Source organism: Sorangium sp. So ce185 (assembly GCF_051526825.1).
In the GTDB taxonomy this organism is placed as follows: Bacteria; Myxococcota_A; Polyangia; order Polyangiales; family Polyangiaceae; genus Sorangium; species Sorangium cellulosum_D.
In genome coordinates this window covers 2,210,394-2,225,892 of the sequence record NZ_CP150316.1, presented here as the reverse complement: position 1 = coordinate 2,225,892, position 15,499 = coordinate 2,210,394, and the positions used below count along the sequence as shown (strand labels likewise).

Sequence of the window (15,499 nt, the reverse complement as noted above, 5' to 3'; positions counted from 1 at the left end):
TGCTAGGGTTCCCGCGCGGGCTGGTCGTCTTCGTCGTCGCCGAAGAGCACGCCGATGTGTAGCGGGGTCGCCTCGAACGGCTCGGCCCGGACCTGCTCGCCGCGTTCGGCGACGAGGATCTCGACGTAGCCTTCCGGCGTCCAGCGGTAGACGGCCAGGGTCTCCTCCTCGGGGTCGATGATCCAGTAGTGCGGAACCTGGTGCCGGTGATAGACGCGCTTCTTCCTGATGAGATCGTTCCGCTTGTTCGTCGAGAGGATCTCGCAGATCCAATCGGGGCGCACCAGGATCGGGGTACCGCGCGGGCGCTCCGGGACGCGGTCTCGCCGCCAGCCGACCACGTCTGGGCGGACGGTGTTCGCGGCGTCGAAGTGGACATCGACCTCGGTGGCGAACCACCAACCCCCGGGCCTGCGCCCGCCGGGCCGCTGATCGTAGGGGTCGACGTAGGCGGAGAGCTTGCGCTGCACGGCCCCGTGCTCGCCGGTCGCGGCCCCCTTCTCGACGATGCTGCCCTCGATGAGCTCGTGGCGCCGCTCCTCCTCCGGGATCGCGAGGAGATCCTCCAAGGTCGCGGGGCGGGCACCCTTCGGCGCGGACGCGGGCATGCTCCGAGGATAGCAAATCCCTCCGGGCGGCGCCTGGTGCGACATGGTGCCCGCTCTGCCCGCGGCCTCGAGGGCGGTCACCGGCACGCGCGGCGCCTCACCCACCGGCATTGCCTAGCCGCGCTCGCCAATCGCCGAGCGGGACCGTGCAATTGCCCCGCGGGCGTGCGCGCAGTGCCAATCTGGTGAAGCTCGGAAGACGCTCTCGAGGAGGTCGGGGCCCCTGGCTCCGGGGGCTTGCGATCTCCCCTGGACGCCACCAGGAGAGGGAGAGATTGGGAGCATATCCATAACGCTAACGCTCTCGGGAGAGGAACATGAGCAAGACCGAAGACCTGCAGCGTGATCTCGAAGGTAGGGTCGCGATCGTCACCGGCGCGGCGAGCGGCATCGGTCGGGCCACGGCGCTCTTGCTGAAGGCGCGCGGCGCCCTGGTCGTGGCCGAGGATGTCAACCCGGCGGTCCACGAGCTGCCCCGCGGTGACGGCCGCATCGTGCCGTTCGTCGGGGATGTCGCCCAGGAAGAGACGGCCAAGCGCGTCGTCGCGCTCGCCGTCGAGCGCTTCGGAAAGCTCGACATCCTCGTCAACAATGCCGCGCGCATCATCAACAAGCTCGTGGTCGACATGTCGCTGGACGACTGGAACTCGATCATGAACGTGAACGTCACCGGGGTGTTCCTGCATTCGCGCGAGGCGCTGCGGGCGATGATCCCGAACCGGCGCGGGGCGATCGTCAACATCGGCTCCTACGCCTGCTTCTTCGGGTTCCCGCAGATCGCCGCCTATGCGGCGTCGAAGGGCGCGCTGGCGCAGCTGACGCGGGTCCTGGCCCTGGAGGCCATCGACCATGGCGTCCGCGTCAACGCCGTCGGGTCGGGCGACGTGGTCACGAACCTGCTCAACGACATCCGGCCCGACGGCCGCGAGTTCTTGCGCGATCACGGCAAAGGCGCCCCCATCCGTCGCGCGGCCGCGCCCGAGGAGATCGCCGAGGTGGTCGCGTTCCTGGCGTCCGACAAGGCGAGCTTCATGGTCGGCTCCATCGTGATGGCCGACGGCGGATACTCCGTCGCCATCCAGCCGGGGGAGTGAGCGCCGGGCCCCGGCGGGCCAGCGAGCACGCCCCCTGCCCGGCGCGATGCCGGGGAGCGACACGCGCTCACGACGCGGTCGAGGCGCGCAACGGGAGGCATGTGCTACCGTCCAGCGCCGATGACGCGGTCACGGGCGCGATCGACGGACGCGAACGCCAAAGGACGGCTCGCACGGCCGCGCGTGGCCGAGGCGAGGGTCGCCCACGGGTTGCCGCTGCGGGTGAGGCAGACGGAGACCGATCTGCTCTTCGCGGACGTCGAGTGGGGCTCTCCGGCGCTCGTGCGCGTCCTGCAGGGCCAGAAGCAGCTCCGCCGCGCGGACGAGTCCCTCGCGGCGCGGCCGGGCGAGCTGCTCTATTTGCCCGCGGGCACCCGGGTCGACGTGCGCAATGTGCCGGCGCAGGGGGCCTACGAGGCGGAGGGCGTCATTCTGTCGTTCGAGCTCGCGCGCTACCTGCCGCCTGGCGCGGAGGCGCGCGAGCGCCAGCAGGTCCGCAAGCTCCGCGTGGCCGAGCACGAGGAGCTCGACGCGGCGCTCAGCCGTTGCCTGGAGGCGTTCGAGCGAGGCCTGCCCGCGGCCGTCCAGCGCTCGCGCCTCCTCGAGCTCGTCGCGTGGCTCGGCGAGGCGGGCATCGACCCCTTCGTCGCGGCGTCCGATCTTCGTGTCCGGCTGAAGCGAATGCTCGGCGAGCGCCCCGCCCACCCGTGGCGGTTGCCGGAGGTCGCCCGGCAACTGGGGATGAGCGACGACACGCTGCAGCGTCACTTGCGCCGCGAGGGCACGGGGTTCCAGCAGCTGCTGCTCGAGATCCGGATGGATCACGCCCTCATGCTCCTGTGGACGACCGAGCGACCGCTCGCCGTCGTCGCCGAGCAATCCGGCTACGACTCGCCATCTCGGTTCGCGGAGCGCTTTCGGGATCGTTTTGGCGTGCTGCCCTCGGAGCTGCGCCGCCGCCGCTAGCGCCCCTTCGCCCAGGGGCGTCGCGCGGCGGATTGCGGCGTCCGAGCGCGCGGTTGCGGTTCCGAGGCGACCCGGGGGCGCTACTGTTCAGGGGCATGAACGCGGTTCATGCGATCACCTGCTGCGCCGTCGTCGCGACCGCGACGGCGCCGGGTGCAGCACGCAAGGAGGGATCCATGCTGAAGATCCATCACCTCGGTCACTCCCAATCGGAGCGCATCCTTTGGCTTTGTGAAGAGCTCGGCGTTCCCTACGATCTCGAGAAATACACGCGCGATCCCGTCACGCGCCTGTCGCCGCCGGAGCTGAAGGCGCTGCATCCGCTCGGCGCGGCCCCGCTCATCGAGGTCGACGGGATGCTGCTGGCCGAGTCGGCCGCGATCGTCGAATTCATCCTCGTCCGGTACGGTCGCGGCCGCCTGCGCCATGGGCCGGACCACCCCGATTTCGCTGCCTATCTCTACTGGTTCCATTTCTCCAACGGCAACCTGCAGCCGGCGATGCTCCGCTCGATGATGGTGGGGCGGTGCGGGCTGGCGCCGGATCATCCGGTTCAGGCGTCGGTGCAGGGGCGACTCGACCAAGTGCTCGCGCTGATCGAAGCCCGACTGGGGCAGACCGACTATCTCGCGGGGAGCGAGCTCACCGCAGCCGACGTCATGAGCGTCTTCTCGCTCACCACGATGCGGCTGTTCCATCCGGTGGATCTCGCGCCCTACCCCAGCATACGCGCCTATCTCCAGCGCATCGGCGCGCGGCCCGCCTACCGGCGGGCGATGGCCAAAGGCGACCCGGACCTGACTCCCGTGCTCACCTGAGCCCAGGTCGACGCCCGCTCACCGCGGCTCCTCCCCTCAGGGCGCCTTCACCTCGACGGGGACCGCGGAGCTCGTCCCGGCGCCGTCGCCGAGCTGACCCAGGGTGCCCTTGCCCCAGCACAGGACCTGGCCAGGGCCCGTGGGGCCGCACGCCCCCTCGACGATCGCGCACGCGTGGAAGAAGCCGGCGCTCACCGCGACGACCTTGGCGAGCGCGGTGCCGTCGCCGAGCACGACGGGCTCCAGTCGCGCATTGTCGCCCATCATCGGCGTGCTGCGACCGAGCTGCCCTTGCTCGTTGCTGCCACGGCAGCGGAGCTGCCTTTGGTCGTCGACCGCGCAAACGAAGACGTAGCCGGTGGACATCGGCCCCCAGACACCGGGGATCGCAGCCGCCGTCCCGGGCGGGGGAGCCTCGGCGCCGTGCTGACCCGAGCTGTTGTTCGCCCCCCAGCAGAACAGGCCTCCCACGTCGTCGCGCGCGCAGCCGAAGTTCGTGCCGTAGGAGATCTCGGAGAGGGGCAGCGTCGCTCCCGCCTCGATGAGCGGCATGTGCGCGCTGTAGTTCACGCCGCCCTCGGAGCTGGAGGGGGTGTTCGTGAGGATATAACCGCCGCCCATGGCGCCCCAGCAACGCAGCCCGTCCTCCGCGACCCCCGTCGAGAAGCAGCTGCCTATCGAGCCGATGCCCCGCGCGAGGACGGCCCTCGGACCGGCCGTCGCGGTGAAGTTGAACGCCTTCACCGGGACGAGGCTCTCCTCGCCGCGCGCGTCCGGCCCGAGGCTCGAGAACAGGTTGGCCCCCCAGCAGTAAATGTTGCTGGTCGAGGTGAGCGCGCACGCCGAGTACCACTCGGGCGCGATCTTGCGCACGAGCAACGGGGCCGCACCATCCTCGACGATCGCCGGGGTGTCATGGGCCATCGCGTCCTTGGAGCCGTTGGCGAGGAGCCCGGTCTCGTTGTTTCCCCAGGCCCAGAGTCGGAGCTGGCTGTCGATCGCGAAGGTCGTCCGCTCGGTCAACGCGATCTGCGTGATCGTCGCCGCGCCGAGCGTCGCGGGGAAGAGCACCCTCACCGGCGTGCTCGAGGAGACCGCCGTCGCCTGCGGGACACCCAGCTGGCCGAACGAGTTGTCCCCCCAGCAGTAGAGAGAGCCGTCATGCCGGATCGCGCACGTATGGCTGTCGCCCGCAGCCACCATGATGGCGTCGGCGAGCGTGGGGCTGTCTGGCGGGATCTGGCATCCAGGATCCCCACCGCCCCCGCCGCCGGACGCGCCCTCGCCGCCTCCGCCGTCGCCCCCGCCGCCTCCGCCCGACGCGCCGTCGCCTCCGCCGGACGCGCCGTCGCCTCCGCCGCCCTGCGCATCCATCGGACCGCCGCCGGTTCCGCCACCCGCGCCGCTGTCCGTGAAATGCCGGTCGGGAGCGGAGCATCCCGCCCCCGCAGCGAGGGTGGCGGCGATGACGAGAACGGAGCAGAAGTTCGGTCGCGTCTGGGTGTTCCTCTTCATCTCGAGCATCCGGCTACACCCCCAACGTCCCTTACGCAGCCTTACCGGACGGAGCACAAGAAGTCCAGTCGGGCTCGATCGCCGATGTCCTCGCGTTTCCGGAGGGCCTCAGGGGCGCTGCGGCGCGCGCCTACCGAGCGTATGCCGTCCCCGTTGCCGACGGCGCCACGCGGCGCCTCCGCGCTCCCCCTGTCGAACCCGACAGGCGGGCTTTACGCTCTGTCCTGTCGCCTGCTATGCGTGACGATCTGATGATGACGCGCTCGAACACGCGGCACCCGCGCCGGGGTCCGGCCGCGACGCCGGGCTCCGCGGCGGCGCCTCATATCCGCGCGGCGCGCCGCTGGGTGGCCGCGGTCGCGTCGCTCGGGCTCGCGGCCTGCGAGAAGGCGCCGCTCGACGCCGTGGCGCCGGCGACGACGACGACGTTGACGCAGGACCTCGTCGCGTACTGGCCGTTCGACGAGGGCGAAGGGACGGTCGTGGCCGACCGGTCCGCCAACCGGCGCCACGGCGAGCTCACCGGCGGCACATGGGTGAAGGACGGCCGGTTCGGGCACGCGCTGCACTTCGACGAGGGCGAGTTCATGACGGTGGGCGATTTCCCGAACGCCACCTCGAGCTGGACCGTCTCGGCGTGGGTCCGCGTGCTGACCGACCAGCCCCCCGCCGGCGACACGCTGAGGGCCGTGATCAGCGCGGAGGACTCCGGCGGATGGGAGCTCAGCATCGACTACGACGGCGGGGCGCCAGGCATGCGCTTCGGGTTCTGGAAGGGGCCCGAGATCACCGACGACCAGGCCATCGTATGTTCCTGCCTGGAGCTCCAGCGGTGGACGCACGCCGTCGGGGTCGTCGACGGCGAGGCGCTCACCATGAGCCTCTACGTCGACGGGCGGCTCCACAGCACCGTGCCCGTCGAGGAGACGATCTCGCCCGGCCCCACCAGCCTCTACGTCGGCCGATGGCCGCAGGAGGGCCGGCTCCTCGTCGGGGACGTCGACGACATCGCGATTTACAGCCGAGCGCTCGCCCCGGCGGAGGTCGCCGAGCTCTTCCAGCACGCCGTCCCGGCGGAGGTCGAGGCGGACATCTCGACGGACACCACCTACACCCTGATCGGCGTCCAGAGCGGGCTCTGCGTGGACGTCGACGCCGCCGTCGTCACGGCCGACGATGTCGTCCTGCAGCTCTGGGATTGCAACGGCGGCATGAACCAGCAGTTCCGCTTCGAGGCGATGGACGGCGGGTATTACCGGATCCGCAATGTCCACAGCGACAAGTGCCTCGACGTCCGCAGCGCGTCGACCGCCGACGGCGCCGCCATCGTCCAGTACACCTGCCACGAGAACCCCAACCAGCAATGGTCCGTCACCGAGGCAGGCGGCGGCGCCGTCCGCATCACGTCGCGCCTCAGCGGCAAGGTCATCGACGCTTACGCCTCCCCGCCCGCCAACGGCACCGCCCTCGTCCAGAGGGCCTCCAACGGCGGCGCCAGCCAGCAGTTCAAGCTGACCCCGCTCGAAGCTGGCACCGGCACCGGCGGCGCGGGCCCGTGACGCCCGGCGCCTCTCCGCGGGCGAGCGGCCGGCTCAGCGACATCGACCGCCGATGAACGTCGACCGCCACGCGCGCGGGGCGGCGCCGCTCGTCCTCCGGATCACAGCCACCCCACGAGGCTGAGGCTGCCGAGCAGCGCCGGGCGCGCGACGCGCGCCGCCTCGGTCTCGACGAAGCGGACCACCGGGTACGGGTGCGCGACCAGCGCGTGCGCCTCGACGACGACGTCGAGCCGCGGCACGATCCCGAGCTCGACGCCGGCGCCGGCGTCCGCGGCGAACGCCCATCGCGCGCTGTGCACCCCCCGGTACGGCCACGACGCCTCGCCGTCCACGGCCACGTGGAGCGCCCCGAGGCCGGCCGAGAACCTCGGGCGCAAGCGGAGCTCGGGCCAGGGGAGCGCCGCGAGCTCGACGAGCCCGAACCGCTGCTGCACGGTCGCGCTGCCCTGCGGCCCGGCGACGCGCGGCGCCGTTCCGAGCCCGGCGAGCGAGAGGCGCGCCTCGATCGGCGCGAGCGGCGCGACGCGCAGGCGCGCCACCCCGAGCAGCGCCGGGCCGATGCCGCCCGGGCTCGCGAGCAACCCGCCCCCCAGCTCGACGCCCCACATCGTCCGGCGCGGCGGGTCGAGCGGCGGCTCTGCCCGTCGAGGCGCCTGCCGGCTCGCCTCGCTCGGGGGCGGCGCGGCGGCGGGCGCCGCGGAGCGCCGCGAGGACATCCGGAGCTCGAGCAGGCTCGCGCGGAGCAGCTCGACGGCGCGCACCGCGAGCACCTCGGCGATGTGCTCCGGCGCCTCGCCGCGCGTGTCGATCCGGCGCACGAGCGTCTTGTCCGTCCGCGGGTCGACCACCCAGAGCTCGGCGGCCTGACCGTCCGGCGCCAGGAACAGCCCGATCAGGGCCGCGGAGCCGGCCAGCTGCTCGGCGTCGTCCATCGCCGGCCGCGGGGCGGAGGCCGACTGCGAGCCGAGGAGCTCCACGTCGAAGCCATCGGCGACGAGCTCCCCGTGGATGCGGATCAGCGCCTCGGAGATCGACGGGTCGGCGGCGCTGGGCCGCACGAGGACCACGCGCGCAGGCTCCGCCGACGCCGCGGGGCTCGCGGCGCAGAGGAGGAGCGCGAGGGCCCCGGAGAGCGCCTTCGCCCGCGCGAACCTCACGGCGTCCGAGCGAGGGTCCGCGCTGCCTGGGCGTAGGTTCCGCCGGGGAACCGGCGCAGGTACTCCCGGGCGACGATCTCGGCTTGCGCATCCCCGTGGAGCCGCCGCACGATCTCCATCTTGCGCCCGAGCGCCTCGGAGGCATAGGCCCCTTGCGGCGCTTCCTTGAGGTACGTCTCGAACCACGGGAGCGCCGCGGCGCCGCCCTCCTGGGTCTCGGCGAGGCGGCCGAGCAGGAAGGCCGCCTCCCGGGCGCGCTGGGTCGCGGGGAAGCGCCGGCGCTGCGCGAGCAGCGCCCGCCGCGCGACGTCGCCCCGCCGCGTGTAGCGCGCCGCGTCCGCGAGCGCCGAGAGCTCCGCGCTGCTGGACTCCGCGAGGGTCTGGTCGAGCCCCCGGCGCTGCGCCTCGCCGACGATGGCGTCGAGCTGCCCGGCCGCGAGCTGCCCGGCCCAGTCGCGCTTGGGCGCGGCGGCCGCCTCCGCGCGCGGGGCCGCGGGCGGCTCGGCCTCCGGCGGCGCGCCGGGGAGCGCGGCGCCGGCCGAGGGCGGCTCGGCCTCCGGCGGCGCGCCGGGGAGCGCGGCGCCGGCCGAGGGCGGCGGGGCGGAGCCCGGCGCCGCCTCCGCGCCCTTCTGCGCGCCGAGGTCGCGCAGGAGCACCTCGCCGGTGCGCAGCCGCACGGTGAGCCACTGCCCGGCGCGCATGGCGATCGGCTCGCCGGACGGCGGCCCGCTGACGGTGACGGCGCCGTTCTCGAGCCGCAGATCGAGGCGCTCGTCCTCCGGCGCCCAGGCGAGCGCGAAGGCCGTCCCGGTCACGGTCACCACGAACGGCCCCGCGTCGAACAGCCACTGCGTCTCCGAGCGGTGGACCACGTGCGCGCGGACCTCGCCCCGGTCGAGCGCGACCCGGGCGCCCTGCCCGGTCACCGACGCGACATGCGCGCGCGCGCCCTCGGCGAGCTCCACCTCGGTGCCGTCGGAGAACCGGAGCTTCGGCCGGCTCGCCGCGTCGGCCTGGAGCGAGCCGTCCTGCGAGGCGGCGCCCCCCTCCACCTCGTAGGACAGGAGCTCGGCGGGCGAGCTGCGTTGCCACCGCTCGAAGGCGACGAAGCCCGCGGCCGCCACGGCGATCGAGAGCGCGACCGCCGGCAAGGGCGAGCGCCGGAGCGCCCGGCGCGACGCCGTCCGCTCCGCGACGCGGATCAGCCCTCGCGTCCGCTGCTGGTGGGACATCTCGCCGAGCGACCGGCGCGCGAGCCCGACGAGGAGCGCGGCGTTCGCGCTCAGCTCCGGCTCTCTCCCCTCGTCACGGTTCATCTCGCGCCGCCCCTTTCTTGCAGTAGCCGGCGAGGGACGCGTCGTGCTCCACGCGCGACGACACGAGCTCCGTGGCCCGGCTGAGCCGTCGCTTCACCGTGGCCAGCGACACGCCGGCCGCCTCGGCGATCTCCGGCAGGCTCATGCCCTCCATGTGCCGGAGCACGAACACGGTCCGGTCTTCCGCGTTCAGCGTGTCGAGGATCGCGTAGAGGCGCCCGAGCGCCTCGCGCGCCTCGCTGTCCACCGGCTCCACCGCCTGCTCCGGGAGCTCCGCGCCCTCCGAGAGGTGGAGGATCCGCCGCACGCGCCTCCGCCGGAGCTCCCACTTGAGCATCCGGAGGGTGACCGACACGATGAAGCTCCCGAGCGCGTCCGGATCCCTCAGCTCGGGCACCTTGGAGAAGACGCTCGCGAACACGTCCTGGGTGAGGTCCTCGGCGTCGGCGCCCGGCCCGAGCACCCGCGCCACGATCCGGAACACCTTCGGCGCGTGCCGGTTCCACACCGCCGCCGCCGCCCACGGCTCCCCCGCCACGAGCGCGCGCACCAGCGCGCCGTCGTCGAGGCCGCCGCGCTCGGCTTCCGGAGGAGCGATGGCAACGCTGGCTCTGCGCACGACGGCATCGCTCCGGGGGCTCATGATCCCCGCACGGCGGCCGCGCGGGGGAGCCACGGTATCGAGCCCATGTCTCCGTTGCAAGGAGCTCGTCGCACACGGCCAGAGGCCATCGCAGCGGTGTTCCCCGGTGAGGATTGCATGGCTGCCAGCCGCGGCGAAACCACCCCACGCCGGCAAGACCCCACGGGGTACGGTCGGCTCCCCGGCCGGGGTGGCGAAGCGCATGTCAGGCAGTAGCGCGGCGACGCCGAAACGGCTCACCGCGCGCGGGCAGGTGGACGAGCCGGCGGATTACGGTGAGCTCGCCCACGGGCGCGACGCGCAGGCGCACGCTTCGACAGGAAAACTTCACCTCGGCGCTATTCGCTCACGTGGTGAGCCGGTCCGAGGGCGTTCCGCTACTGCATGGCGGGCGCTCCACTTACGCTTCCTGATCGCTTCGTCCTCCCGGTCGGTCCGCCGCCACGGGCGGGACGCCCGAGCCCGGCGGCGGCAGGTCGGCGAGGGTGCGCCCGCCGGCTGGCGGCACGTCCCGAGATTCGATTCCTCATTTCTATCGATGGAACGCGGATCCGCCAGAGCGATCCCGGTCGTCCCTGCTTCGCCGTAAGCCCCGCTGGTGGGGCCTGCGCGATGATCCTCTGATCCTCTTGTGAAGAAAGCCTGTTGTTCGATGAGAGAACTTCAGCATGCCCGGAGCGGGCGAGGAGCGACAACGATGTCCAGGTCCTCACATCACGAGCAGGCGCGTCCTTTCCGAGGCTCTCGGTCGGCGATCCTGGCCGCGTTGCTCCTGGCGAGCGGCTGCATCGGAAACGTGGGTGGTGCTGGTTCCGGCGACGAGCCCGGCACCGATCCTGACGACGTCAAGGATCCCACCACCGGGGCCCCGCTCGCGTGCAAGGACGGCGTGGTGTACCCCGGGCGAGCGCCGCTGCGGCGGCTCACGCGCATCGAGTACAACAACACCGTCCGCGATCTCCTGGGCGACACGACAAACCCCGCCTTTTCGCTGCCCAGCGAGGATGTCGGGAACGGCTTCGGCAACGACGCGGACACGCTGTCGGTCTCGAGCCTGCTTGCCGAGCAGCTGAGCACCGTCGCGGAGGGCGTCGCCCAGCGCGCGACCGCCACCCCGGAGGCGCTCGCGAAGCTCGCCCCTTGCGCGCGCAACGTGGCGGCGGCGGACGAGGAGGCGTGCGCGCGCACGATCATCGAGGGGTTCGCCCCGGTCGCGTACCGCAGGCCCCTCGCCGACGGCGAGGCGAACGAGCTCCTCGCGCTGTACCGAGTCGGCAGGACCGACGCGACGTTCGCCACCGGCGTCGCGACGGTGATCGAGGCGCTGCTGCAATCGCCGGACTTTCTCTACCGCATCGAGCGCGGCATGCCCGACCCGGAGCGCCCCGAGCTCCGCCGGCCCACGGGCGACGAGATGGCGACGCGGCTCTCGTACATGCTCTGGGGCACGACGCCCGACGAGCAGCTGCGCACGGCCGCGCAGGCGGGTGAGCTCTCGACGAAGGAAGGCGTGCGCAAGCACGCCGAGCGCATGCTCGAGGATCCCCGGTCCCGGCCCACCATCCGGTTCTTCTTCGACAACCTGCTCCCCATCAGCAGCCTCGCGGATCTCGAGCGGAACGCGGAGGCGTACCCGACCTTCTCGCGCACCATCGGCTCGCTGATGCGCGAGGAGACACAGCGGCTCATCGAGCACGAGGTCTTCGAGGGGGGCGGGACATGGCCGTCCATCTTGACGGCCCCGTACTCGTTCATGAACGAGCAGCTCGCGGCGTTCTACGGCGTCTCCGGCGTGACTGGCGATGAGTTCCAGAAGGTAGAGCTCGACACGACCCAGCGCCTCGGCCTCCTCACCCAGGCGGGCTTGATGGCCGGGACGACGCACTCGAACCACACGAACCCCGTGACCCGCGGCTCGTTCGTGCTGCAGAAGCTCATGTGCATCATGATCCCGCTCCCCACCGGCGACATCCTGGAGCAGGTGAAGCCGCCGGATCCGTACTCCGGCAAGACGGCGCGGGAGCGCTTCAGCCAGCACAGCCAGGACAAGGCGTGCGCGGGGTGCCACCAGTTCATGGATCCGGTCGGCTTCGCGTTCGAGAACTACGACGCGGTCGGGCTGTACCGCACCACCGAGAACGACGTCGTCATCGACCCGAGCGGCACGGTCCCGGGGACGCTGGGCGACGTGAGCGGGCCGATCGAGCTGGTGCAGAAGCTCGCCGCGTCGGAGGAGGTGCAGGACTGCTTCGCCAAGCGCTGGAGCGAGTTCGCCTACGGCCTCACCCTGCGCAAAGAGGACAAGTGCACCGAAGAGGCTGTCACGACCGCCTTCAAGGCGTCCGGGTACAACGTGAAACAGCTCCTGATCGATCTCACGCAGACGGACGCTTTCCACTATTTGGCTTCAGGACAGGAGTGAAGGTCATGTCGAAATTTCGTTTGAGCCGACGTGCCATGCTGCGGGGCGCCGGCGCCATCGCGGTCTCGCTCCCCTGGCTGGAGATCATGGGCACCGAGCGCCCGGCGCACGCGGCCCCCGCCCCCGCCAAGCGCTTCCTCGCCGTCTACACGCCGGGCGGCACCGTGCTGAACCGCTGGAGGCCGACCGGCTCGGAGACGAGCTTCACCTTGAGCCCCATCCTGGCGCCGCTCGCGCCGGTGCAGAACCGGCTGATCGTCGTCGACGGCCTCGACATGAAGTGCGCGCGCGGCGAGCAGCACCAGGCCGGGATCATCGCCTGGCTCACGGGCACGTCGCAGGAGGGCTCCAACAACGGCGGCTACGGGAAGGGGCCGTCCATCGATCAGGTGATCGCCGCCCGGATCTCCGCCGGTCAGAAGGCGAAGGCCAGCATCCAGATCGCGTTGCGCTGGGCCACGGGCAAGTCTCACGGCCTGCTGTCGCCGATGAACGCCGCGAATTTCGAGAACGACGCGCCGCACAAGCCGATCCCGCCGCGCCTCGATCCGGTGGAGATCTTCACCGAGCTCTTCGGCACGCTGAACCCGAACGACAGCAACGACGCTGCCCGTCGCCTCGCGCGGAAGCAATCGATCCTCGACTTCCTCGACCGGCGCTACGCCACCCTGTCCGGGCAGCTCGGCGCCGCCGACAAGCAGAAGATCGACCAGCACCTCACGAAGATCCGCGAGATCGAGCAGAGCCTCAGCAACATCCCGGTCGAGACGAGCGCGTGCAAGGTGCCGACGAGGGTCGACACGTCCGACTACAACCCGCGCACGGGGCTCAACGCGGACGACAAGGGCGACATCAAGGACACCTCGACCGACGCGGCGATCCCCAAGGTCGGCAAGCTCTTGACGGACATGATGGTGATGGCGTTCGCCTGCGACATCACCGGGGTCGGCACCCTGCAGTGGAGCGACACCGAGGCGAAGCACACCTTCCCCTGGCTCAACCTGACCGAGCACCACCATTTCTACCAGCACGACGGCGGCTTCAGGCCGAACGAGTGCGAGGCCATCTGCACCTGGTACTCGAAGCAGCACCTCTATCTGCTGCAGGAGATGGAGAAGATCGACATGGGCGGGCACTCGCTGCTCGACGAGAGCGTCGTCTTCTTCGGCTCCGAGCTGTCGGATCCGCCGTCGCACAAGAAGAACGACATGCCGTTCCTGCTGGCCGGCGGCGGCGGCGGCCTGCGCACCGGGCGCTGGCTCCGGTACCCGAACCTCCCGCACAACAACCTGCTCGTCTCGATCTTGAACCTGTTCGGCGACACCCGGACCACGTTCGGCGACCCGCGGGACTGCACCGGGCCGCTCACCAACCTGACCTAGCCACTCGAACGAGGCGCGGCGCACTCGCCGGACTGGTGTGAAATGAGAATCTCTCTGCTCGTGATCCCTGTGACGATGGTCCTTCTCGCCTGCGGCTCCGAGGCCGACCCGCCCGCGAACAACCAGGCGACTTCCAGCGCGACGGGCGCTGGGGGCTCGGGCGGGGGAGCTGCGACGGGCGCCAGCACGAGCGCCTCCAGCAGCGCGAGCTCCGGCGGGACCGGCGGCAGCGGCGGGACCGGCGGCAGCGGCGGGGCCGGCGGCAGCGGCGGGGCCGGCGGCAGCGGCGGCGAGGACCCGCGCGCCGCGGCCGCCAGCATCGACGGCTTTCGCTGGGAGCTGCCGTGCGACCAGGACCCAGGCAACCGTGACGAGTGCTCGACGTCCGCGCGGGTCGACGAGACCAGGACGTTCGGCGGCTCGCCCGACACGACCTACCAGGTGACTGTCCGGCTGCGCGGCGTCGTCGAGCCGATGACGTACCAGGGCGGCACATCCGACGGCATGCACTTCCGCGTCGGCGGTTCGCCCAGCAACCCGACGTACAACATCTACAGCTTCGCTGTCTCCGATCCGCCCGAGGTCTACTATCTCAACGATAACCCCACCGTAGGCCACGACACGTTCATCATCGACCACACGAAGACCATCCCGATTCGGGGCGGAGCCGCCGTGACGTTCGTCGGCGACGGTCAAAACGCCGTCGAGATCGCCAACTTCAAGCACCTCGTCGTGGACGGCATCCCCCCGGCACCCGAGCCGTTCATCGGTCAGTTCATCCAGCTCGACGTGCTGTCGGTCGAGGCGGCGCAGCCCTGACCGTGCGCCGCGCGGGATGAGCTCCTCGTAGCGGCCGTCTCACCGTACAACCACGCAACACGCGCGGGTTGACCTAGAACACCTCACGCGCTCCACCTCCCTCCTGGAAAAGTAGCTGAGCCGCGCCGTCGCCTCGGGGACGAGGTGGCGGCGCGGGTCGTTCGCGAGGCAATCGGTCGGCTGCTCGGGCTGCCGGTGGCACCGGAGCGGCGAGCAAGCTTCGGCCGAACGTCGAGCTCGCCGCTCGCGTGGACTCGCTGCCGGGGCCTTGCCGCTGCTGTCCGACGACATGGAGCGTCCTCAGGCCGTAGGCTGAACCGGCATTTGACATAAGGCACAAAAAGTGCGATCCACGGATCCGCCTACAAAGACCGACAGACCCAACGAGCTCACTGGCTGTGTAATATTGGCCACGCCCCGCTGAGAATTGTTCCCAGCCGACGAACACAGGAAAGGCTTGCTGCAATGAGCAAACTGACCATCTGGACCTACGACTGGGTGCCTGGAATGCCTCGTGGTTTTGTGCGTGATCTAAGGCTGAGGTGGGCGTGTGAGGAGGCCGGTCTCCTCTACGAAGTCCAGACGATCCCGTTCGATGATCGCGAGACCAACCATCTCGCGCGCCAGCCATTTGGCCAGGTTCCGTTCCTGAGCGACGGAGAGCTGGAGCTCTTCGAGAGCGGCGCGGGGCTGCTGCATCTGGCCCGGAAGAGCGACAAGCTGATGCCGCGCGATCCGGCTGGAGAAGCGGAGACGCTTCAATGGACGATCGCCGCGCTCAACTCGATTGAGATGGTCAGCGTACCGTGGTGGTTCCTGAAAATGTGCGGCGATGCGCAGAACAAACTTACCGGATGGCTGGGCAAGCGCCTCGACCAGCTCGAAAAGGTGCTGAGCGAGCGAGAGTGGCTCGCGGCCGGCCGCTTCACCGTCGCAGACCTGCTGATGGCGGATGTGCTACGGATCCCGGACGTCCGCTCTTTCGGGGATCGGCCGGCGACCGAGGCCTATGTGACTCGAGTCACCGATCGCCCCGCGTTCAAGAAAGCCCGGGCCGAGCAGATCGCTCTTTTCGAGGCGGCCGACGCGAAGAGAACAGAAAAAGGGTCGGGCTGACGAGCGTCTTGGCCTCTGTCATTCCGGCATCGGCGTTCTGATTGGGCCAGCGTCTTCATGGTTTGGCGCAGCCTCATCGTC

At 71.0% G+C, this 15,499-nt stretch carries 13 protein-coding genes; 8 read left to right on the top strand and 5 right to left on the bottom strand.

All coding sequences use genetic code 11. The annotated features are described in order from the left end of the window. Nucleotides 1-2: 2 nt before the first annotated feature. On the bottom strand, nt 3-608 hold the full coding sequence (locus WMF26_RS08160; protein WP_437999852.1) for a Uma2 family endonuclease: 606 nt from the start codon (nt 606-608) through the stop codon (nt 3-5). 317 nt (nt 609-925) lie between these two features. Between WMF26_RS08160 and WMF26_RS08155 the strand changes: the two genes are divergently transcribed. From WMF26_RS08155 to WMF26_RS08145, 3 genes are all read left to right on the top strand, one after another. Further along, nucleotides 926-1,702 (top strand): SDR family NAD(P)-dependent oxidoreductase, encoded by a 777-nt coding sequence (locus WMF26_RS08155; protein WP_437999851.1) that lies wholly within the window; start codon nt 926-928, stop codon nt 1,700-1,702. 183 nt (nt 1,703-1,885) lie between these two features. Then, complete coding sequence (locus WMF26_RS08150; RefSeq protein ID WP_437999850.1) at nt 1,886-2,668, top strand: AraC family transcriptional regulator; 783 nt, start codon at nt 1,886-1,888, stop codon at nt 2,666-2,668. A gap of 176 nt (nt 2,669-2,844) precedes the next feature. Beyond that, a complete protein-coding gene (locus tag WMF26_RS08145) occupies nt 2,845-3,486 on the top strand; it encodes a glutathione S-transferase family protein (protein ID WP_437945530.1) in 642 nt (213 codons plus the stop codon). Nucleotides 3,487-3,522: 36 nt separating this feature from the next. On the opposite strand, the gene WMF26_RS08140 is transcribed toward WMF26_RS08145, so the two are convergent. After that, on the bottom strand, nt 3,523-5,001 hold the full coding sequence (locus WMF26_RS08140) for an RCC1 domain-containing protein (protein ID WP_437999849.1): 1,479 nt from the start codon (nt 4,999-5,001) through the stop codon (nt 3,523-3,525). A 236-nt stretch (nt 5,002-5,237) separates the two neighbouring features. Between WMF26_RS08140 and WMF26_RS08135 the strand changes: the two genes are divergently transcribed. Beyond that, complete coding sequence (locus WMF26_RS08135; protein WP_437999848.1) at nt 5,238-6,560, top strand: RICIN domain-containing protein; 1,323 nt, start codon at nt 5,238-5,240, stop codon at nt 6,558-6,560. 101 nt (nt 6,561-6,661) lie between these two features. Here WMF26_RS08135 and WMF26_RS08130 read toward each other — a convergent pair whose 3' ends face one another. Genes WMF26_RS08130 through WMF26_RS08120 form a run of 3 tightly spaced genes read right to left on the bottom strand, consistent with a single transcriptional unit; the run spans nt 6,662 to nt 9,655 of the window. After that, nucleotides 6,662-7,720: a hypothetical protein gene (locus tag WMF26_RS08130; RefSeq protein ID WP_437336619.1), complete on the bottom strand. Its 1,059-nt coding sequence runs from the start codon at nt 7,718-7,720 to the stop codon at nt 6,662-6,664. Beyond that, entirely contained in the window at nt 7,717-9,036 is a 1,320-nt protein-coding gene (locus tag WMF26_RS08125; RefSeq protein WP_437999847.1) for a FecR domain-containing protein, read from the bottom strand. Before WMF26_RS08125 ends, WMF26_RS08130 begins: the two co-directional genes overlap by 4 nt. Then, nucleotides 9,026-9,655, bottom strand: coding sequence for an RNA polymerase sigma factor (locus WMF26_RS08120; protein ID WP_437999846.1), 630 nt, complete (start codon nt 9,653-9,655; stop codon nt 9,026-9,028). Before WMF26_RS08120 ends, WMF26_RS08125 begins: the two co-directional genes overlap by 11 nt. An 820-nt stretch (nt 9,656-10,475) precedes the next feature. On the opposite strand from WMF26_RS08120, the gene WMF26_RS08115 reads away from it, so the two are divergent. From WMF26_RS08115 to WMF26_RS08100, 4 genes are all read left to right on the top strand, one after another. Then, nucleotides 10,476-12,101 (top strand): DUF1592 domain-containing protein, encoded by a 1,626-nt coding sequence (locus WMF26_RS08115; RefSeq protein WP_437999845.1) that lies wholly within the window; start codon nt 10,476-10,478, stop codon nt 12,099-12,101. A gap of 35 nt (nt 12,102-12,136) precedes the next feature. Further along, a complete protein-coding gene (locus WMF26_RS08110) occupies nt 12,137-13,483 on the top strand; it encodes a DUF1552 domain-containing protein (protein ID WP_438002387.1) in 1,347 nt (448 codons plus the stop codon). Nucleotides 13,484-13,543: 60 nt separating this feature from the next. Next, entirely contained in the window at nt 13,544-14,302 is a 759-nt protein-coding gene (locus WMF26_RS08105) for a hypothetical protein (RefSeq protein ID WP_437999844.1), read from the top strand. A 465-nt stretch (nt 14,303-14,767) separates the two neighbouring features. After that, entirely contained in the window at nt 14,768-15,418 is a 651-nt protein-coding gene (locus tag WMF26_RS08100; protein WP_437999843.1) for a glutathione S-transferase family protein, read from the top strand. Nucleotides 15,419-15,499 lie beyond the last annotated feature (81 nt).